24 protein-coding genes are annotated in these 18,675 nt (G+C 45.5%); 11 read left to right on the plus strand and 13 right to left on the minus strand.

Going from position 1 to position 18,675, the window contains the following annotated elements; translation table 11 throughout:
* Positions 1-73 precede the first annotated feature (73 nt).
* Entirely contained in the window at positions 74-1,222 is a 1,149-nt protein-coding gene (locus ICV90_RS03300) for an aminotransferase class V-fold PLP-dependent enzyme (RefSeq protein WP_215359681.1), read from the plus strand.
* 85 nt (positions 1,223-1,307) lie between these two features.
* On the opposite strand, the gene ICV90_RS03305 is transcribed toward ICV90_RS03300, so the two are convergent.
* Positions 1,308-1,937 (minus strand): FABP family protein, encoded by a 630-nt coding sequence (locus ICV90_RS03305; RefSeq protein ID WP_215359683.1) that lies wholly within the window; start codon positions 1,935-1,937, stop codon positions 1,308-1,310.
* 81 nt (positions 1,938-2,018) lie between these two features.
* On the opposite strand from ICV90_RS03305, the gene ICV90_RS03310 reads away from it, so the two are divergent.
* Positions 2,019-2,297: a protein tyrosine phosphatase gene (locus ICV90_RS03310; protein WP_215359685.1), complete on the plus strand. Its 279-nt coding sequence runs from the start codon at positions 2,019-2,021 to the stop codon at positions 2,295-2,297.
* Positions 2,298-2,317: 20 nt separating this feature from the next.
* On the opposite strand, the gene ICV90_RS03315 is transcribed toward ICV90_RS03310, so the two are convergent.
* Together ICV90_RS03315 and ICV90_RS03320 are read right to left on the minus strand one after the other, a co-directional pair.
* Entirely contained in the window at positions 2,318-3,295 is a 978-nt protein-coding gene (locus ICV90_RS03315; RefSeq protein WP_215359686.1) for a DMT family transporter, read from the minus strand.
* Positions 3,296-3,301: 6 nt separating this feature from the next.
* A complete protein-coding gene (locus ICV90_RS03320) occupies positions 3,302-4,186 on the minus strand; it encodes an NAD(P)H-hydrate dehydratase (protein ID WP_215359688.1) in 885 nt (294 codons plus the stop codon).
* A 65-nt stretch (positions 4,187-4,251) separates the two neighbouring features.
* Between ICV90_RS03320 and ICV90_RS03325 the strand changes: the two genes are divergently transcribed.
* Entirely contained in the window at positions 4,252-5,667 is a 1,416-nt protein-coding gene (locus ICV90_RS03325; RefSeq protein ID WP_215359689.1) for an MBL fold metallo-hydrolase RNA specificity domain-containing protein, read from the plus strand.
* A 14-nt stretch (positions 5,668-5,681) separates the two neighbouring features.
* Here ICV90_RS03325 and ICV90_RS03330 read toward each other — a convergent pair whose 3' ends face one another.
* Complete coding sequence (locus tag ICV90_RS03330) at positions 5,682-6,419, minus strand: ABC transporter substrate-binding protein (RefSeq protein ID WP_215359691.1); 738 nt, start codon at positions 6,417-6,419, stop codon at positions 5,682-5,684.
* A gap of 139 nt (positions 6,420-6,558) precedes the next feature.
* Entirely contained in the window at positions 6,559-6,762 is a 204-nt protein-coding gene (locus ICV90_RS03335) for a hypothetical protein (protein WP_215359693.1), read from the minus strand.
* 166 nt (positions 6,763-6,928) lie between these two features.
* On the opposite strand from ICV90_RS03335, the gene ICV90_RS03340 reads away from it, so the two are divergent.
* Genes ICV90_RS03340 through ICV90_RS03350 form a run of 3 tightly spaced genes read left to right on the plus strand, consistent with a single transcriptional unit; the run spans position 6,929 to position 9,546 of the window.
* Positions 6,929-7,786 carry an LOG family protein gene (locus tag ICV90_RS03340; RefSeq protein ID WP_215359695.1) on the plus strand — a complete coding sequence of 286 codons (858 nt, stop codon included), beginning with the start codon at positions 6,929-6,931 and terminating at the stop codon, positions 7,784-7,786.
* A 26-nt stretch (positions 7,787-7,812) separates the two neighbouring features.
* The gene (locus ICV90_RS03345) at positions 7,813-8,325 is read left to right on the plus strand and encodes a hypothetical protein (RefSeq protein ID WP_215359697.1); all 513 of its coding nucleotides are present in this window, start codon (positions 7,813-7,815) and stop codon (positions 8,323-8,325) included.
* Positions 8,326-8,328: 3 nt separating this feature from the next.
* Complete coding sequence (locus ICV90_RS03350; protein WP_215359699.1) at positions 8,329-9,546, plus strand: aminoacetone oxidase family FAD-binding enzyme; 1,218 nt, start codon at positions 8,329-8,331, stop codon at positions 9,544-9,546.
* Between the two features lie 20 nt (positions 9,547-9,566).
* On the opposite strand, the gene ICV90_RS03355 is transcribed toward ICV90_RS03350, so the two are convergent.
* Together ICV90_RS03355 and ICV90_RS03360 are read right to left on the minus strand one after the other, a co-directional pair.
* The gene (locus ICV90_RS03355; RefSeq protein WP_215359701.1) at positions 9,567-10,325 is read right to left on the minus strand and encodes a TerC family protein; all 759 of its coding nucleotides are present in this window, start codon (positions 10,323-10,325) and stop codon (positions 9,567-9,569) included.
* A gap of 80 nt (positions 10,326-10,405) precedes the next feature.
* The gene (locus ICV90_RS03360; protein ID WP_215359702.1) at positions 10,406-10,795 is read right to left on the minus strand and encodes a group II truncated hemoglobin; all 390 of its coding nucleotides are present in this window, start codon (positions 10,793-10,795) and stop codon (positions 10,406-10,408) included.
* 104 nt (positions 10,796-10,899) lie between these two features.
* On the opposite strand from ICV90_RS03360, the gene ICV90_RS03365 reads away from it, so the two are divergent.
* Positions 10,900-11,424: a hypothetical protein gene (locus ICV90_RS03365; RefSeq protein WP_215359704.1), complete on the plus strand. Its 525-nt coding sequence runs from the start codon at positions 10,900-10,902 to the stop codon at positions 11,422-11,424.
* 54 nt (positions 11,425-11,478) lie between these two features.
* Here the strand turns inward: ICV90_RS03365 and ICV90_RS03370 are convergent, their stop codons facing one another.
* The gene (locus tag ICV90_RS03370; protein WP_215359706.1) at positions 11,479-11,700 is read right to left on the minus strand and encodes a TIGR02450 family Trp-rich protein; all 222 of its coding nucleotides are present in this window, start codon (positions 11,698-11,700) and stop codon (positions 11,479-11,481) included.
* Between the two features lie 22 nt (positions 11,701-11,722).
* Positions 11,723-11,908, minus strand: coding sequence for a hypothetical protein (locus tag ICV90_RS03375; RefSeq protein WP_215359708.1), 186 nt, complete (start codon positions 11,906-11,908; stop codon positions 11,723-11,725).
* A gap of 266 nt (positions 11,909-12,174) precedes the next feature.
* Here ICV90_RS03375 and ICV90_RS03380 point away from each other — a divergent pair, with 266 nt between their 5' ends.
* Positions 12,175-13,224, plus strand: a complete 1,050-nt coding sequence (locus ICV90_RS03380) for a fumarylacetoacetate hydrolase family protein (protein WP_215359710.1) — start codon at positions 12,175-12,177, stop codon at positions 13,222-13,224.
* Positions 13,225-13,263: 39 nt separating this feature from the next.
* Here ICV90_RS03380 and ICV90_RS03385 read toward each other — a convergent pair whose 3' ends face one another.
* Positions 13,264-14,853 (minus strand): rhodanese homology domain-containing protein, encoded by a 1,590-nt coding sequence (locus ICV90_RS03385; protein WP_215359712.1) that lies wholly within the window; start codon positions 14,851-14,853, stop codon positions 13,264-13,266.
* A 360-nt stretch (positions 14,854-15,213) separates the two neighbouring features.
* Here ICV90_RS03385 and ICV90_RS03390 point away from each other — a divergent pair, with 360 nt between their 5' ends.
* Complete coding sequence (locus ICV90_RS03390) at positions 15,214-15,402, plus strand: hypothetical protein (protein ID WP_072582937.1); 189 nt, start codon at positions 15,214-15,216, stop codon at positions 15,400-15,402.
* An 81-nt stretch (positions 15,403-15,483) separates the two neighbouring features.
* Here ICV90_RS03390 and ICV90_RS03395 read toward each other — a convergent pair whose 3' ends face one another.
* Complete coding sequence (locus tag ICV90_RS03395; RefSeq protein ID WP_251367782.1) at positions 15,484-15,777, minus strand: DUF1330 domain-containing protein; 294 nt, start codon at positions 15,775-15,777, stop codon at positions 15,484-15,486.
* A gap of 57 nt (positions 15,778-15,834) precedes the next feature.
* Between ICV90_RS03395 and ICV90_RS03400 the strand changes: the two genes are divergently transcribed.
* Positions 15,835-16,104 (plus strand): cupin, encoded by a 270-nt coding sequence (locus ICV90_RS03400; RefSeq protein ID WP_215359714.1) that lies wholly within the window; start codon positions 15,835-15,837, stop codon positions 16,102-16,104.
* A gap of 25 nt (positions 16,105-16,129) precedes the next feature.
* Positions 16,130-17,008 (plus strand): 3-hydroxyisobutyrate dehydrogenase, encoded by an 879-nt coding sequence (gene mmsB / locus ICV90_RS03405; protein WP_251367783.1) that lies wholly within the window; start codon positions 16,130-16,132, stop codon positions 17,006-17,008.
* A gap of 13 nt (positions 17,009-17,021) precedes the next feature.
* Here mmsB and selD read toward each other — a convergent pair whose 3' ends face one another.
* Together selD and ICV90_RS03415 are read right to left on the minus strand one after the other, a co-directional pair.
* Positions 17,022-18,092, minus strand: coding sequence for a selenide, water dikinase SelD (selD, locus tag ICV90_RS03410; protein ID WP_215359717.1), 1,071 nt, complete (start codon positions 18,090-18,092; stop codon positions 17,022-17,024).
* A 34-nt stretch (positions 18,093-18,126) separates the two neighbouring features.
* On the minus strand, positions 18,127-18,666 hold the full coding sequence (locus ICV90_RS03415) for a TlpA disulfide reductase family protein (RefSeq protein ID WP_215359719.1): 540 nt from the start codon (positions 18,664-18,666) through the stop codon (positions 18,127-18,129).
* Positions 18,667-18,675: the final 9 nt, after the last annotated feature.

Raw genomic sequence — 18,675 nt, forward strand, 5'->3', positions numbered from 1 at the left:
GGGTTCCAGCCCCCAAGAAAGTCTTAAATCAGTATCATTTAGGGCTAATCACAGAAATCCCTAGGAAATTACTATGCCAGGCTTACTCCCCAATGTTGATCCAGATGGTTTATTAGAGTTCTCGGTTGTTTATACCGACCGCTCCTTGAATCACATGTCTGAAGAGTTCAAGCGCGTGATGGTCGATATTTCTAGCATCCTTAAGGATGCATATAACGCTAGCTCTGCAGTCATCGTGCCGGGTAGCGGAACTTTTGGTATGGAAGCGGTAGCCCGCCAATTTGCCAACAATGAAAAATGCTTGGTCTTACGTAATGGCTGGTTTAGCTATCGCTGGACGCAAATTTTTGATTTGGCGAACATTACTAAAGACGTGACGGTTATCAAAGGCCATCAGTTAGAAGACTCAACGCAGGGTGTATTTGCACCAGCTCCAATTGAGGAAGTGGTTGCCTATATCAAGAAGGAAAAACCAGCAGTGGTATTCGCGCCGCACGTAGAAACTTCTGCCGGCATTATTCTGCCAGATGACTACCTCAAAGCAGTCGGTGAGGCAGTGCGCTCTGTAAACGGTTTGTTTGTATTGGATTGCATTGCCTCTGGTGCAATGTGGGTTGATATGAAGGCGTGTAATGTTGACGTATTAATTACCGCACCTCAAAAGGGTTGGAGCAGCTCCCCATGTTGCGCATTGATCGCTCTAGGTGATCGTGCACGTGAGCGCATTGATGCAACCCAAAGCAGTAGTTTTTCTATGGATCTTAAAAAGTGGTTGCAGATCATGGAAGCATATGAAAAGGGTGGTCATGTTTATCACACCACTATGCCTACTGATGCCTTAAAGATTTTGCGCAATGTAATGAAGGAAACTCAGTCACTTGGCTTCGCAGCATTGAAGGACAGGCAAATAGAGTTGGGCACAAAAGTTCGCAACCTATTAGTCTCTCAAGGCTATAGCTCTGTAGCCGCCAAGGGCTTTCAAGCTCCTGGCGTAGTTGTTAGCTACACGAAGGACCCTGATATTCAATCCGGCAAGAAGTTTATTGCTCTGGGTATGCAAACAGCTGCAGGCGTTCCCTTGCAGTGTGACGAGCGTGCAGATTTCCGCACCTTCCGTCTTGGATTGTTTGGTTTAGAGAAGTTGGCGAATGTTGATCGCACAGTTGGACATCTTGCTACCGCATTAGAAAAAATTACCGAGACTGAGGCGCAGCCTGCGTAATCAACTCAAGTAATTCAGCATTCAGTAATAAAGGCCATCAGATGATGGCCTTTATTACATCTAACAAATCAAATTGATCAGTTGCTTATCTGGCTAATGGATTAGGAGTGGCATCGCCAATCTTGTGAAGTACATTGTTATCAACGTGATGAAATAACTCTGCTTGATCTTTAATCTTCATCATGGTGTCTTGTTCATAAGACCAAGTACCATCATCGTGAATTGAAACCTGAATACGAAACTCAACCGTTCTGAAGGCGTAATCTAAAAATGGATTAGAGGAGATACCTGCGCAGCGATCATCTTTCTTTGCATGCAGTTCAAATTGCCTTGCATTTGCAGCAGCGTTACCAGAAGCCATCGTAATCATGCCTCGAGGAATGCTCAGTGTATGAATGATGTTGCCAGTTGCGGGCTCCCATAACCAATACCCTACTTGGTCATGATAGGTCTTTACTTGATCGGGTTTGGTGATGTGGGTGTGGTATCTCAAGCCATAAAAAAGCTGGGGGCCATTGGTTTGGGGATCAATTGGTTGGAGCTCAATTCTCTCCACATAAGCTTGCTTCTTAGGCCCCTCGGCTTTGGGTTTTACATCTAAGCCACGAACACCTTCCCAGATCCCGGCCATGCCAGTCAAGGGCCCAAGCTGTTCCAGGGTATTGACTGAGTAGCCTTGGGGCTCGGTAAAAATGTCGTTCGGAAAATCACTCATGAGCAACCTTTTAAAAATGAAGCATTTTTCTCAAATTTATGAGTATTATTAAATTATCCACAAACTCTCTTGGAGAATTACATGATTTCTCGTATCGCGCGCCTGAGCCTAGCATCCCTGATTTCTGCTGCTATCGGCATTGCTCCCATCTCTGTGATGGCTGCTGATCCAGCTCCTGCACCTGCACCGGTCGCTGCACCAGCCGCCGCTCCAGTAGCTGCACCTGCTGCTACTCCGGCTGATAAATCTGCCGAGAAAAAAGCAAAGAAAAAAGCAAAGAAAGAAAAGAAGGCTGAGAAAAAAGCAAAAAAGAAATCCAAAAAGAAAGCTAAGGCAGCAGCTGACGCCGCAGCTCAGTAATACGCTTAAATGAGTCCCCTTTAGTTGAGGGGCTCTGCACCATCGAAGTCATCAGATCCTTTGGGATTTGGTGACTTTTTTGTTGGCGCATCATTGCGCACCAACAGCCACATTGCAGCCATCACCAAAGTCATGCCGCTAATTTGCGTCCAAGTGATTGGTTCTGCCAGTATCAGATATCCCATAAAGATAGTGGAGACTGGGCCAAGTATCCCGGCTTGAGCGACTAGTGGAGATCCGATGCGGTTAATGGCGATCATAATCAGTAACATTGGAATAACGGTGCATAAGCTGGCATTCAGTAAGCTAAACCAATAAATAGGTAGGGGCTGCTCAAATATGGCTATTGGGTTGTGGATGGTTGACTGCGCGATGCTTAAGAAAGCCGAGGCTGAGCTGGCATAGACGACTAAGCGCACGCTACCAATACGCTTTACCATTTCTCCAGCACCAATCATGTAAGCCGCATAGGAGCAGGCGCTGCCGAATACGAGAGCCATGCCTAGCCAGGCATCAATGCCGGTGGAACTCGCATCTTGAATAAAGACGATAAACACTCCAATGTAGCCAACGATGAGCGAGATCCACTGTAGTTGAGATACGGGTTTCTTTAAAACAAAATAAGAGATTAATAAAACAATGGTTGGCGTGAGATAAAGAACAATTCTCTCTAGGCCAACAGAGATGTATTGAAGCCCCAAGAAATCAATATAGCTTGATAAAAAGTAACCTAAAAATCCAAGAAAGAATAATTTTGCGCGATCAAGCCAAGTGATGGGGTCCATTGCCTTGCGGCGCGACTCCCACCAAAAGATCCCCCAGAACAAAGGCAGTGCCATGAGCATACGTAAGGCTAGGAGGGTCTCCGCATTTGCACCATAACCAAAGGCCAGCTTAACCAAAATCGCTTTGCCAGAAAACAGCATGGAGCCTACTCCGGCCATCAAAATGCCATAGAGGTAACGTCGGTGATGATGTGCTGCGCTTGCTGAATGCATATCGATTTATAACAGCTTATTGAGTAGCGCTCGCATTTCTAAAATAGTCTCGGAGGGAGTTAGGCCTATGGGACCAATCCCTTTACTCACTAAGCTATCTGCCGCGCTGGCATGCAGCTCTACTGCAATCCCGGTGGCTTGCCATAGATCTAGTTGATGTCGAATTCCTTGAGCGGCGATAGCGGCAATGCTTCCCGTCAGAATATCCCCCATGCCTCCAGTGCCCATGCCGGGATTACCCGCAAGGCATTGAACTGGAGAATGTTGGGGTGAAGCAATCAGAGTGTGCCGCCCTTTAAGAACGACGATCGATTGAGTTAATTCAACTAACTTTTGAATACAGCCCACACGATCTGATTGCACTTTTTCTGTGGTGGTCATTAAAAGCTTTGCCGCTTCACCGGGGTGAGGGGTGAGGGCGGTCATTCCTGGAAGAGTGTGATTGCGCGCTTTTAATTGATCAAGTAACTCAGTGGATTCACTGATCAAATTGAGGGCATCAGCATCAATCACCACTGGAATGTTGGGATATGAAAGTGTTGCACGTAGGCATTGAATTGCTAAAGCGGATTTCCCAAGGCCTGGGCCAATAGCAATAACATCGGGCTGTGCAGCATTCAATGTTTCATGAATATTATCTGTCGCAAGGCGAATCATGAGTTCGGGGTGATCGATATCTGCGCGTGCTGAAGCAGGATCTAGAATTTCTAAGATGGTCCACCCGGCGCCAAGATGTAAACAAGCATTGCCCGCCAAAATTAGAGCGCCCGCCATTCCTGGTGCGCCACCTATTAAAACAACTTTTCCTGCATTACCTTTATGTTCTGAAGCCTCACGCTCAAGAAATTGAACCAATTTAAGGGCGTCAAGGGTCGCTGGTTTGATAGTCATATCAATAGTATCGCTCTGATTTCAGGGGCTCTTGAGCAAATTATAGGAAAGAGTATGCTGAGCATATGAAGATCCAATTTCTTGGTGCGGCAGGTGAGGTAACAGGCTCTCGCCATTTGGTTGAGGTCATGTTATCTAGCATGCCAAGGCGTTTCATGGTGGACTATGGCATGTTTCAGGGTGGCCGCGAGGCAACAAATAAGAATCTCGAGCCTTTACCATTTCCACCAAAAGATCTCGATTTTGTAGTGCTAACGCACGCGCATATTGATCACAGTGGTTTATTACCTCGTCTATGTGCACAAGGTTTTGCTGGACCGATTTACTGCACAAATGCCACCCTCGAATTATTGAAAATTCTTTTGCTCGACAGCGCGCATTTGCAGCGCACAGATGTGGAGAGGGCCGAGAGAAAGATCAAGGCAGGAAAGTGGCGTGGAGAGGTGCCCGTTGTGCTGTATTCCAGAGAAGAAGTTGAAATGACTCTAGCCCAGTTTGAGCCCTTGGAGTATGGGCAGTCATCAGAGTTGATGCCTGGAATCCAGTTGGAATTTCATAATGCTGGACATATTTTGGGTTCTGCTATTGCTGTAATCGATATTGCAGAAGATGAGCTTGAGAAAAAGCGCTGTGTATTTTCAGGTGACATCGGCATGAAGGGTAAAGTCTTAATGCCTGACCCTGATCTAATTCAAGAGGCTGATGTTGTTGTGGTTGAATCTACTTACGGAGATCGATTACACCGCAGCTTGCAAGATACCGAGGATGAGTTAGTTGAGGTGATTACCTCAACCATGACCGCACATGGCAATGTAGTAATGCCAGCTTTTGCAGTAGGCCGCACCCAAGAGATTTTATTTCTTTTAATCGACTTAGTAAGGAGAGGGCGTCTACCCCATTTGAGTATTTGGGTTGACTCACCCATGGCTACTGCAGCAACACATCTGACCCAGCACTTTTTCTCCCAATTGGATGGCCAGTCCCAGGCTACTTTTGCATGGTACAAAAATAACCCGGAGTCTGTAGATCTTCGGTTTATTGCGGATGTGGAAGAGTCAAAAGCCTTGAATAAAATTAAAGGTGGAGCAATCATTATTTCAGCAAGTGGGATGTGTGATGCTGGTCGTATTATTCATCACTTAGCCAGTAATTTGCCGCGCGAACAAAATGCCATTGTCATTACTGGATTTCAGGCATATGGAAGTCTGGGCAGGCGATTGGTGGATAAGGTGGAGAAGGTTCGACTATTTGGTGAGGAGGTTCCAGTAAAGGCCTCGATTCACACAATTGGCGGTTTGTCTGCTCACGCTGATCAGGCGGGTTTACTAGAATGGCTTAGAGGATTCAAGCGGGAACCAAGCAATGTCTTTGTTGTGCATGGTGAACCAGAATCATCATCAGTTTTAGCTCAATGCATCAGGGATGAATTGCATTGGACTAAGGTCATTATTCCTGAGCGCTTGCATTCTTATCAGTGCTAACTCAATCATCTTATTTAGTCAGCTACTTTTGCGCCTTGAATATTGTGGCGTTTCATAGCCTCTGCCACAAACCCAGACTGCTTGAGTTCTGCGATGACATTGCTTAAATAGGTGCTTGTACTTTCATAATTGACTCTAGCCTTCGGAATACCAATCCCCTGATTAATCACCATGAAGCGACCGGGTAGCATACGCAAGCCCTTATAGCGCTTGGCGTCACTCTCGAGTTGCTGTTTTACACCTGCTGCGACATTACCTGCCCCAGACATGAAGTCATCAATCACTGCCTGTGAGCTTGCAGCTCTTAGAAGGGCGGCATTTTTAATTTCACGCGTAAGGTAAAGATCATAGGCGCTGCCTTTGCCAACGACAATTTCATTGCCGGCTGCATCTACTTCATCGTTAGTCTTTAATGGAGAAGAGGCTTTCACCATATAAGCACCTTCAATTTGTATATAGGCTGGGGTATAGCTGATATCAGCCCCGCGAACTGGATCAATCGCCACAAATACCAAATCAATTTCTCCGGTTTTCACTGCATCGACTGTTGCCCCTGCTGTTTTGAAGGGGATCAATTGCACAGGTAGGGAAATACGTTTCCCAATTTCATTCGCAATATCAATGGTTACTCCATATAGGTTTTTGGAGCTTGGATCTTCATTAGCCAGAATCGGATTGCCTAAATTAATGCCAACCCGCAGAACACCTGTTGGCGCAAAAGAAGATAAGGTAGATTGATTAAGGGTATTCATGGTCTTAGATGATTGACTAATGGCAAGTTGCGATACACACAAAAGTGTAAGGGATAGGAGCGAGGGGAGTATCGGCTTCATCAAAATATAGAGATAAAAAAACCGCGGCGAACCGCGGTTTTATCAGCAAAGGAAGAAATTACTTCTTGGCATCTGCTGCTGGAGCAGCAGCGGGTGCTGCTGGAGCAGCAGCAGGAGCATCTTTCTTCGCCTCTTCCATATGAGCAGCTTCTGCACCATGCTTTTCGCCACCCATATCAACGTTGCCGTCGCCTTTGAGGAGTAAGTAGGCAGTGGCACCAATTAAGACTAGTACCATGATGATGATTGAACGGTTGCTCATTGCTTTTCCTTCGATTTAGTTGAAATTCTGGCAATCTTAACTCGGCCTAATTGCTAGGTAAATCCTGATAAGCCCTAAGCCCTCAAATCCTTTGCTAATCTAGGTGTTAATACTGATTTAGTTCGCAGAGTAAGATGGGCCTAAATAGATGTCAAAAGGATGCAACATGAGTCCAAAACTCCCCATTAATAACTCGCAGACAATTACTGAGTTTTTAAATCTACACAAGACTCAAATATCAGAAGAAGATTCTGAGGATTCTTATAAATTTGCTTTTGGTGACGAGGCTTTTTTGTCTCGCAGGGAAACGATTGGCATTCGTTTTGAATTGGAGCTATTAAAACCCGAGATCCTGCTCAAGGAGCATGGTATTGAACATACGATTACGGTTTTCGGATCAACTCGTTTTATTAGTCATGCAGAAGCATTTGCCCTGAAGGAAAAAGCTAAGACTCCAGCGGAGATAGCTATTGCTAGTAAAGCGCTCTTACATAGCAAGTACTACGAATCAGCCCGAGAGTTCGGGTCATTAGTGGCTCACTATAACGCTACTCAAGAGAGCAACTTTAATAAACTTCATATTTGTACTGGAGGCGGCCCTGGAATTATGGAGGCCGCTAATCGAGGTGCATTTGAGGCGGGTGATAAAACCATCGGTTTTAATATCAGCCTACCTAGAGAGCAGCACCCGAATCCTTATGTTAGCCCTGGCTTAAGTTTTCGCTTTCATTACTTCGCGTTGCGCAAGATGCACTTTATGTTACGTGCTAGAGCGATCGTTGCCTTTCCTGGCGGGTTTGGCTCCTGTGACGAGTTATTTGAGGTGTTGACACTGATCCAGACTAAAAAAGTCGTCCCCATTCCCGTTATTCTGGTGGGTAAAGAATATTGGAATGAAATGATTAACTTTGATCACATGGTGAAGTTTGGCGTGATTAATGAGGAGGATATGCAAACTATCCACTTCTCTGAAAGCGCCCAGGAGGCTTGGCAGGTGATTCGGGATTGGTATCAATTGGGTTAACAAGCGCTCGCCTGTAAAATCCCCTTATGAATCCTTCGCAAACTAGCATCGCCACATCTCTAGATCTTCCAGGCTATCTCTTGGGCGGCGCCATGCTCTTGTTGATCATGGTTTTTCATGGGGTAGCGTTACTGCAGATTGCCAAGCGCTATGAAGTGAAAACTTTTCTGTATTTGGCTGAGAAAAAATACTCTGCTGTAGCTCTCTGTTTTTACGTGAGCGTCTTCTGCTTATTCTTAACACATATCGCTGAAATATTAATTTGGGGTATAGCTTTGTACGCATTCAGGTTACTACCCGCTCTGGGGCAAAGTATTTTATTTAGCGGTAGCACCTATACGGCAATGGGATTTATGGAGGACATTCTTCCCGATGGCTGGAAGATGCTGGCAGTGATCATCGCTTTTTCTGGAATGTTTTCCTTCGCATGGACTGCATCAGTCATGATCTCCATGACCAAGAACTTTCGCCAGGCCTATACCAAGCTCCATATGAGAAAACTTAACATCTCATCTGACATCATTGATCGTTTTGAGTAATCGATGAGTAAAACTTGGGATGCCATCATTATCGGTGGCGGGGCAGCTGGTTTATTTTGCGCAGGAGTTGCTGGCCAGTTAGGTAAAAAAGTACTTGTGCTGGATCATGCTGAGGTATTGGGCGAGAAGATTCGTATTAGCGGCGGTGGCCGTTGCAACTTCACCAATCTCCATAGCAGCCCAGCTAACTTCTTATCTCTCAATCAGCATTTTGTAAAAAGTGCACTCGCTAGATACCCCTCAACAGAATTTATCAAACTGGTGACATCCCATGGTATTCGTTACCATGAAAAACATCAGGGCCAATTCTTTTGCGATGATTCTGCCAAACAAATCATTGAGCTATTGTTTGCAGAGTGCGCCAAAGGAAATGTGACCATACGTCATCCAGTCTCCGTGCAATCAATTGAGCAAGAGGATGATCGATGGCTCATCCAAACGAATGCTGGCACCGAAAAAACCAAGTCACTAGTCATGGCAACAGGTGGTTTACCAGTGCCCGCCATTGGAGCTACTGCTTATTCCTTGGATGTTGCAAAGCAGTTTGGATTAAATGTGGTTGATCCTAGGCCTGCTTTAGTACCACTCTCATTTACTGCAGATAACTTCGGTGATCTCAGTGAGTTGGCCGGTCTAGCTGTACCAGTCAGAATTGCCTCCGGTTCAAAGGGCCATCGTTATGGCGCCTGTAGATTCAATGAGGATTTGCTGCTAACTCACAAAGGCTTATCAGGTCCTGCGGTTCTTCAAGCAAGCAGTTATTGGGAAGAGGGCGAACCTATTCACATCGATTGGCTTGGCGCAATTGAGCGTCCTGGAGGATTTAATTGTGATGAACTCTTTAACAATAAAGAGAATCGCTTAAAGCTTACTGAAACGATTTTGGCTTCTGTTCTTCCTCAGCGCTTAGCTAAAGCATTTGCAGAGCAGCGCAATCTAATGGGTCGCAAATGGGCCGAAGTCTCTAAAAAAGACCGTCAAGCTCTTAAGGAGCTGCTAACGAACTGGTCTGTAAAGCCAGCAGGTACCTTAGGTTGGAAAAAAGCTGAGGTGATGTTGGGTGGCGTAGATACCAAAGAGCTCGATGGACAAACAATGATGTCGCGTAAATATCCGGGGCTATTCTTCATTGGTGAGTGCGTGGACGTCACTGGCCATTTGGGTGGACATAATTTCCAGTGGGCATGGGCCAGCGGCTACGCTTGTGCGCAATCCCTATAAATTTCTCATCACACCAGGGCTTACTTCAGTTTCTTCTTTTCACGCGAGCGGATATTTAAAAGCTCAACCGATAAAGAAAATGCCATAGCAACGTAGACATAGCCTTTAGGAATATGAACGCCCATTCCTTCTGCGATCAGTACTACGCCTACAACTGTTAGAAACGATAAGGCCAATACTTTGATAGAGGGATGGCGCTGAACAAAATCCCCAATAGGCTTGGCGGCAATGAGCATGATGAGGACTGAAGCAAGGACTGCTGCGATCATCACGCTAATTTGATCCACCATACCCACTGCCGTAATGACGCTATCCAGAGAAAAAATAATATCTAGTAAGCCAATCTGTAGCACAGAGCCAATAAATAAAGAGAGCATTGACTTGGCGCGGCCTTTTCCTTGGGGGTCAATTAGTTCATCGCCATGCTCACCAACCTCTACTTCAATATAAATTTCCTTAGAGGCCTTCCAGATTAGGAAGAAGCCACCGAGCAATAAGATTAAATCTCTGCCGCTAATCAGGTGGTCGGAGATACTGAAGAGGGGGGTTGTGAGACCCATTACCCACGATAGACTTAGCAATAAAAGAATGCGGGTGACAAGCGCAAACAAAAGACCGAAGCGGCGAACCTTCTCCCGAATTTCAGAAGGGAGTCTGTTGGCGATAACGCTAATAAAAATGATGTTATCAATGCCGAGAATAATCTCAAGGGCAGAGAGCGTTAGAAAGGCAATCCAAGCATTGGGATCACTCAGGAGCTGCATGGTGCTTTCGATCATTTTTTACTTTATGAGTGGAACTATTAATTAGAGTTTAGCCAATAACGCCAAATCACTATTTCCGCTTAATGACCACATCATTAGTTGGGTTGATTTCTCATCCAATCCGCAGTGTTCAGAAAAGACTCTTCAAGTTGTTTCGCGGCATCACCAGTTATTCCGCACTCTTCCATAGCCTTATACATACAAGCTAGCCATTGATCCCGTTCTTTTAAACCAATCTTGAATGGCAGATGTCGAGCCCTTAGCATGGGGTGACCATATTTGGGTGAGTAGATATCAGGACCGCCCATCCAGCCGGCGAGGAAGAACTTGAGTTTTTCCCTGGAGCCGGAAAGGTCCTGAGGGTGCATGGACCGCAGATCCTCAAAATGGGGTTCTAAGGCCATTAAATCGTAAAAACGATCTACTAATTCATCAACCTTGTCGATCCCGCCGATGGCGTCGTAAATGGATTGTCTTTCAGTCATACCCTTATTTTAGTGCCTGAATTTGGGGGAATTGGCAGTTAATCTATTTCGGTATAGAGTTAACTATCAAAGCCTTATTAACCCTTGTTCATAGGAGCGTAAAAATGGATCCAAAAGATCTTCAAAAGTGGCAACAAGAAAAAGCTAAAGAGCTATTTGATTACTCGCATAAGCTGCTAGATGCTGCCAAACAGTTGGGTGAGCATCATATTGCTGAAATGGAGTGGGGCATGAAAAATGCCCTCGATAGCGCCAAGTCTGCTGCTAAGAATGATTTTGCTAAATTAAAAGACTTGCAAGAAGAGGCAACAAAAGAGGCTGCTAAGCGCGCTGCAGTCTATCAAAAGAAGGTGAAGTCAGTCCTGAAAGATATTGGCGAAAGCGCTGCCGATGAAACTGAAAAGCATTTGGAAAAGGTTCGCAGTTCTTTAGTGGGCTGGCTGGAAGATGCTGAAAATAAATTGCCAAGTCATGCAGATAAGCTCTCTAAGGTTGTAAACGAAATGTCTTCAACAGGACAGAAGATGTTTAAAGAGGGGCGTCGTATTGTTAACCAGGTGGCCGAGACTGCGGAAAAGAATATTGACGACTTAGTTAAGAAGTCCGGTGGTAAGAAGAAGTCTGATTAGTATCGATTTCTAGTATCCCAAAACAGAAAGCCGCCTCAGATCTGGGGCGGTTTTTTATTTCCAGCCTTGTAACCATAGCTCACTATTGGTGAGATCACGCCATGCAATTTGCGTAGTTTGCTTCGAGTAGACCGCCTCAATTTCGACGAACTCAATTTTCTCGTTTGGTGGTTCTGGCAGGATTACTTTGCTCACCAAGAAATGCTTTTGTTTAGCAATCGGTTGAACTGCGGTCCATTTGGTGAGGAGTAATTTCTTAGGGCTGAGTCGATTCATCGATAGTAAATTCTGATTCTATTTATAAGGCAGTGCATTGATACTCTTGACCGTTGGTCAGGAGCAGTCCTGAGGAGCTTGTAAATACGGTCTTTGATTGATCGGTTTGGCCTGAGCATTTCTCATCAAAGTAGCTTTGGGTGCCCAAACTGCCGCAATAATCTAGCTGCGCACCCTTAAATTCCATTTGAGCCTTTCGAAGCACCATGGGAATTTTGGATTCAGAAGGGGAGTTACAGCTCCAAGTGGTATACGTCTCTCGTCCACAGGCACTAAGCCCAATAAGGATCGCAAAGCAGATTGCTAGGCGGATTGGAGGCAGGGTCTTCAAGGGATTCATTGCTAGAGGATAGCGATATTTCCAATATTTCGCCTAAGAACTGGGTTTGGTATTAATATTTACGGCAGATTGTTTAATAAACAACGTATTAGTATTAATAAAAACATTAAAAACAAAATATTGAAGGAGACGCTGTGGATACAAATCGGAGAGATGCGCTTAAATTGGTTGCAACCACTGCTATGAGCGGCGTGTTTATTTCTAATGCCATTGCTGCAACTGATGGTCAGCCGCCGATTGTGGTTGAGCCATTGACCGGTAAAGCTGGCCTTAGAATTGCCAACTATTTGCCAAAAATGGGTGCCACCTCAAGATTGGGATTGGTTACTAATGACGGTATGGTGGTTGATATTCCTGCGGAAGCGGCTCGTCAAAAAGTGCAGCTTTCATTTGATCCTACTTCAATGATTTCATTGGCCGGTTCTGGTAACAAAGGTTTGCTGGAATTGGCAACCTTGTTTAAGGGCCGTGGAAGTAATTTAGCGAATGTGAATACTGTGATTTTGCTATCACCTATTCCTAAGCCACAAAGCAATATTTATTGCGTGGGCTGGAATTACCTAGACCATTTTGAAGAGGGTCTCAAGCATCGTGCTGATACTGCTGTAAAAGAGTATCCAAAGGTTCCTGTGCTTTTTACTAAAGGCACGCAAACCATGAATGGCCCGTTCGACAACATTCCTTATGATGCTGGCATTTCCACCATGATTGACTGGGAGGCTGAGTTAGCAGTGGTGATTGGTAAAAAGGGTAAGAATATTTCTGAAGAGAATGCAATGGACTATGTCTTTGGCTATTCTGCCTATAACGACACTACGGCGCGTGATATTCAGCAAAAACGTCAGTCCGGTCAATGGTTTAAAGGCAAGAGCTTAGATGGTCACGGTCCGATGGGTCCCTGGGTTGTTACTGCAGGTGGCGTCAATTTAGATGACGCGCGCATTATTTGCCGTGTGAATGGCGTAGAAAAGCAAAACGCTAGTTACAAGCAAATGTATTTCAAGATCCCAGCAATTATTGCCGAGCTATCGCGTGGCTTAACATTACTGCCGGGCGACATTATTGCAACCGGCACTCCTTCTGGGGTTGGCGCAGGTAGAACTCCTCAGGAGTTTATGAAGCCAGGTGATGTTATGGAAACAAACATCACTGGCATCGGCATTATCCGTAACAAGATTGTTTAACCGATCAACTCGTTAAGCTTTTAGAACAACAGCAAGGACCTAGAGCACCCAGAAGTGATGGGTTCCGTCCTTGCCTAGTTGTTCCACTAAACCAAACTCCCAATCAAGATATGCCTGCATCGCTGCAGGATCTACGCTCGTGCCTTCATAGGGGCGCTTATAGCGATCCAGAGGAGGCGAGGCTAAATGACTCGGGCCTTTCTCCAGCTCAAACCCTGCTTTTACCCAGGCAGCATTGCCGCCCTCCAAAACGAGGACCTCGGCTTTAGTCAAAGCTTGCACTTCCTGAGCAGCAAAGAGGCTTAATTCAGGTGGTGTGCTGGTAATGACATAGCGATCTACCTGGGGAATTTTTTTCATTGCTTCTGCTAGTTGGGATCGAAGGGCATACCAACTTCCAGGGATGTGTCCTTTAACGTAGTTAGCATGGGTGCTGAAATCAATGGCAATCGTATTGCTATCACTCTTAAGCCAGTTGGAAACGGTCGCGGCATCTACGCTTTCAATTGTTGGAAGAGCGGGTAGGGGTGCCTTCCATATACCTTTTTCTGTGAGATCGGAGGTAATTACTCCATCAAGAACATAAATATCCCAAGCCATTTGGGCCAACCAAGATGCTGGCATATTGGCGCGTACTCCACCGCCACTGGGGTCTGCCAACACTACACGTGCACCACGAACCGGAGCAACCATCTCCGTTTCTTGTACAAGCTGTCCACCTGGTACCGATCTAAAGCCGGGAAGATGACCTGCTTCATATTCTTCCGGAGTGCGCGTATCAAAGAAATAAGTTGTTCGATCAGATTGCGCTTTCCATGTCTGTACATCGCCCAGGCTAGCGCGCTTAACCCCTGCACGATCAGCAACGCTGCGAGCGCGAATTGCCGCCTCGTTTCTTGTATCGTCACTCACTTCCTGAAACTTTCTGCTTTGCCCTTTATCCAATTCTTGACCAGCAAGCGTCCAGCCAATCGTGCCATTACGTAGTGCATTGACTTCATTTGGAATGCCAGCATTAATTAGTGACTGCGTGCCAATAATGCTACGAGTTCTGCCAGCGCAGTTCACAATCACTTTTGTCTTTGGGTTAGGCGCTAATTCTGGGAGACGCAAAACTAGCTCTGCGCCCGGAACACTAATACCGGTTGGAATACTCATGGTGTTGTATTCATCAAAGCGGCGCACATCAACAACAACGACATCTTCTTTGTTATCGATTAATTGCTTTACTTCTTGCGCTGATAAAGAGGGGGTATGGGCTTTGGATTCTACAAACTCACCAAATGATTTGCTGGGAACGTTTACATCTTTGAATACTTCACCGCCAGCTACTTTCCAACCTTGAACACCTCCCTCAAAAACTGATACATCGGTGTACCCAAGATTGATTAAACGTTGCGCAGCTAATTGAGCAAAACCTTCACCATCATCAAGAGTGACGATGGGTACGTTTTTCTTTGGTAGCTTTGCGTAAGCATCAATCTCTACTCTGGAAAGGGGGAGGTTTGCGGCAAAGAGGGGATGCTCTTGCGCATGAGGATCCTCCTCGCGCACATCTAAAAATGCAATTTCTTCTTTATTAAGAAGTTTATTGCGAACGAATGAATGATTTTTGGTTTGCATGGTCATACTGTCTCTCGGATCTTTTATGGAGTCATTATCTTTTAATCTGACCCTGCATTGAATTATTGGAGGCCAGAAGGTCTTTCCTAAAGACTGTCCGTGGAGAGCCGTAGACCAGTTAAAAGAAAGGCCAAGCGCTCATTTTGGGGTGAGCGGAGAACCCAATAAGGCGGCAAATAGGCAATAAAGGCGATTTTCCGGGGATTTTTTATCCTTTTTGGGCAATTTTGGTTCATTAAGGCTATTTTGAATTAACCCGCAAATATAAGAGTTATCCCTGATTTGGGGGGCGATTTTCTATGGTTTTTATGGGGATATACTGACTTCGCTGTCAGTATAAATATTCATTTGTTAATAGGAGACGAGATGTCACAACACGATACATTGTTGGCTGCTTTTGAAGCTTACAAAGCTGAAAACGAAAAATTTATTGAAAAAGGTATTAAGGCATCTGCTGCTCGCGCACGTAAGGCCTTGCAAGAAATCGCCGGTGCCTGCAAAGAGCGCCGCAAAGAAATCACTGCTGCTAAAGAGGCGATGGAAGCTAAGAAGTAATTCTCACTCCAGACTGATTGATAAGCCTAGCTTTTACGAGCTAGGCTTTTTTATTGGTGACTTGCACTTTCAGTGCTGTGCTTAGATAGCAATGCTAAACAAAGTGAGTTTCATTGCCTGGCTGCGGATGTGCACTAGCGTTTGGTATTCAGGGCTATTGGCCCAGGCATGAGCATCCTGTATTTCAGTAAACTCAAGCTCTACGAAAGTGCTAAAGGGTGCGATCCCCAGTTCATTCCAAAAGAGCTCTGCAACGGAACCCCGATTTTTGATGGAGCCTTTATAGAGCTCAACCGTTTGCCCAACTTGAGAGCGGTATTGTTCAAAAGCGCTTTGATCTATTAGCTCCATCAGCCCAATGACTTTCACCATCATGACTCCTTATATAAATTACCTTATGCTAAGAGAGTATATCCACGCTATAGTTAGACCATGAATACAGAGCAATTTCAACTGTTGCTTGAGAAGGAAGGATTTCCTGAGCCGGTAGAGGTTCAGCAAGTTCCTAATGGTCAACTTGGTCAGCATGAGCATCCATTTGAAGTGAAGGCTTTAGTAGTTGAGGGCAGTATCGATATCGTCTTACATGGGGAAAGCAGAACCTATAACACTGGCGATGTATTTGAACTGGGTTATAAAGAAGTGCATTCCGAGTCCTATGGGTCTGAAGGCGTCAAATATCTCGCCTCTAGAAAACAATAAACAATATTCAGAAATTTGGAGTGATATGAAAATCGGATTTATTGGGCTTGGCAACATGGGATTACCAATGGCCCTGAACTTATTAAAAGCAGGGCATCAAGTTACAGGCTTCGATTTGGTAAAAAGCCAGATTGATGCCTTTGCAGCTGCAGGAGGTAGCGTTGCAGCAAATGCAAACGACACCGCAAAAGATGTCGATGTTTTGATCAGCATGCTGCCAGCCTCTCGTCATGTGGAGGGCTTGTATCTTGGCGATGCCGGTTTGTTGGCAAGCGCGAACCATAAAACATTGCTTATTGATTGCTCAACGATTTCACCAAAGGTAGCGCAAGCCGTTGCTGCTGCCGCCAAAGCAAAAGGGTTTGCCATGATTGATGCGCCAGTCTCGGGTGGGACTGCAGGTGCGCAAGCGGGCACTTTAACGTTTATGGTCGGTGGCGAAACAAGTGCTGTTGAGTGCGCACGTCCTTTATTGGAGACGATGGGTAAGAATATCTTTCACGCTGGGGGCAATGGAGCGGGGCAGACGGTTAAAGTCTGCAACAACATGCTCCTAGGTATTCAGATGCTGGGGACGAGTGAGGCGTTGCGATTAGGTATCGCTAATGGCCTAGACCCTAAAGTTTTGTCTGACATTATGTCTAAGAGTTCGGGTCGCAACTGGGCTTTGGAGTTATATAACCCTTGTCCAGGCGTCATGGAAAACGTCCCTTCTTCAAAAGGTTATGCTGGTGGTTTTGGTATTGATCTCATGCTCAAAGACATGGGGCTGGCAGTTGAGAATGCGGAAGACCTCGATGCTAGTGTTCCTCTTGGGAAATTAGCGCAACAGCTTTACGAGAGTCATAGCAAAGCAGGTAATGGCCAACTGGATTTCTCAAGCGTCTTTAATTTAAAAAAATAAATTACTAAGCTTCCTAAGAAATAACCAGCGGCTTTCCTTGGCGCTTGCTCATTTGGCCAATGACGCGGGCACCTAGGAAATGATGTTGATTAAATATATCCAACACTTCTTTAACGCTCTCAGGACTGCAGGATACTAATAGGCCACCACTGGTTTGTGGGTCGGTCAATAAAGCGCGTTGAGCTGGTGTGAAGTCTGCGGGAGTCCCAACTTCATCGCCATAGCTAAGCCAGTTACGATCTGATGCGCCGGTAATAACGCCCTCATCAGCCAGCGTTTGTACATTAGATAGCAGGGGCACTTGGCTCCAATCAATATGCGCTGTGCAGTTGGAGGCTCGTGAGAGTTCTAAAGTATGGCCAGCCAATCCAAAGCCAGTCACATCTGTTAATGCATGTACGCCAGCTAGTTTGGCTAAATCAGGGCCGGCAGAATTCAGCTTAGTGGTATTGGAGATCATCTCTCGATAGCCATCTGGCCCCAAAAGATCTTTTTTCAGGGCGGCAGATAAAACACCAACACCTAATGGTTTTCCGAGAATCAATACATCTCCCGGTTTGGCGCTAGCATTACTCTTCACACGCTTAGGATCCACAATACCAATGGCTACCAGCCCATAAATAGGCTCTACAGAATCAATCGTATGACCACCAGCAATGGGAATACCAGCGCTACGACAAGCTTCGGCGCCACCCTCTAGAATCCGCGCAATAGTTTTATTGGATAAGATTTTAATCGGCATGCCGACTAAGGCAAGTGCGAATAGGGGCGTGCCACCCATCGCATAGATATCGCTAATGGCATTCGTGGCAGCAATTTTTCCGAAATCAAATGGATCATCCACAATCGGCATGAAAAAATCCGTTGTGGCTACGATTGCTTGAGATTCATTGATTTGATAAACGGCTGCATCATCAGAGGTTTCAATGCCAATGAGCAACTCTTTTGGAAATGGCAGCTGAGGTACGTTCTGAAGGATTTCAGAAAGAACACCGGGGGCAATTTTGCAGCCGCAGCCTCCTCCGTGAGAGAGGGAGGTAAGGCGTGGTTCGGTAGGGGAATTTGCTGTGTTCACGGTATTCATATAGCGAGAGTATCAGATGCAGAACGGAGTTTGTTTATTGGCGTAGCAGGGATTCTATTTTCCCCTTGACCTCGTTGCTATCAACGTTCTCGATAGCACCAATCCAAACCCCTTCAATCTTGCCGCTTTTACTAACAAGAAAGGTGGTGGGTAATCCACGGGCTTTCCAGGACTTATAGGCGGTGCTATTGCGATCAAACAAGATTTCTAGACTGTTTTCAGGAAAGCCATTGCCTTTTAAAAACTGCATGACACGCGGTTTCATTTCAGCAAGATTCACTGCTAAAACGACGAGGCCTTTTGAGCTGTAGTTTTCCTGTAACTGGGCAAGCTCTTCAAATTCTTCGCGGCAAGGTTCACACCAACTGGCCCAAAAGTTCACCACAACAACCTTACCCTTGAGGCTGGATAGATCTACTGATTTACCAGATAGATTATTAAGCTGTAGAGATGGAGCTATTGATGGGAGCCCAAGCTGAGCTGGCATACGCCACTCTGCTCTAGCTGAAAGGCTAAATAAGGTCAGAAAAGAAAAAACCAGCACAAGAGAAAATTCTCGGGCTGGCTTATGCATAAATAACTT

This window comes from Polynucleobacter sp. JS-JIR-II-b4, from assembly GCF_018687815.1.
Taxonomy (GTDB): domain Bacteria; phylum Pseudomonadota; class Gammaproteobacteria; order Burkholderiales; family Burkholderiaceae; genus Polynucleobacter.